The organism is Pararhizobium sp. P1_E7, from assembly GCF_056405855.1.
The window spans coordinates 1-846 of record NZ_JBFUBH010000239.1 but is presented as its reverse complement, the minus strand read 5'-3'; the positions used below and the strand labels follow the sequence as shown (position 1 = coordinate 846).

Annotated in this window: 1 protein-coding gene and 1 pseudogene; both read left to right on the top strand. The window is 55.3% G+C overall.

Features of this window, described 5'->3' with window-relative positions; all coding sequences use genetic code 11:
* Positions 1-285 (top strand): annotated as a pseudogene (locus AC1D17_RS29180) (plasmid partitioning protein RepB); the annotation flags it as partial.
* Between the two features lie 199 nt (positions 286-484).
* Positions 485-846: plasmid replication protein RepC (gene repC / locus AC1D17_RS29175; RefSeq protein ID WP_477568670.1), on the top strand; the 362-nt coding region annotated here is incomplete at its 3' end.

The following is an 846-nucleotide window of genomic DNA, read 5'->3' as shown; positions in this document are numbered from 1 at the left end:
GTGCGCCGGATTGTTAAAACACCAGAGTTTAAGCAAGCCGATGGAGCGGAGCGGATCGCTCAGGCAATCAGAGCTGCAAGTGAGATATCTAAGCACGGCGAAGGGAAAGCGCAGGATGAGATCCGCGACTTCGCTGTTAACCAAAGAGTTTTCGGGCGTATGAAGTCTACGTCTTCTGGGACGACCGTAATCATTCCCAAAAAAGAAGCAGCGTTTGCGCGCTGGCTGGCGGATCGAATGCCGGATCTGATGCGCGAATATCAATCGGCCGACCCCGCGCAATAGGGCGGGGGGTCACAGCAAGAGTTAAGCAAGGTCGAAGGAGAGACAAACCGCAAAAGAAAAAGGCCCCCAAACGTTTCCGTCGTGGAAGCCTTCCTCACATGTAGCAATCTGAGAATCGCATTTTCACGAATCACAGTCAAGAGTCTTTGGCATCGTTTTGGTGAGCGGATTTCTTTTGCCTTTTGAGAGGTGAAGGAAAATGCAGAGTGGAAGTGTGACGACGCCCTTTGGGCGGCGGCCGATGACGCTTGCCTTGGTCAAAGGTCAGCTGGAAACAGCAGAGCGTAGCGAGAGCAAGCCCGTAGATAAGTGGAAAGTCTTCCGGGATCTCTGTGAGGCGAAGGACGTCTTTGGCCTTCAGGACCGATCTCTCGCAGTGCTGCACGCGTTGCTGAGCTTCTATCCGGATACTGAGCTCTCGGACGACAATGGTCTTGTCGTATTCCCGTCGAATACGCAGCTGTCGATCCGGGCGCACGGCATCGCCGGCACAACACTGCGGCGCCATCTCGGTGTGCTCGTTGAGGCTGGCCTGATCCAGCGCCGCGATAGCCCGAACGG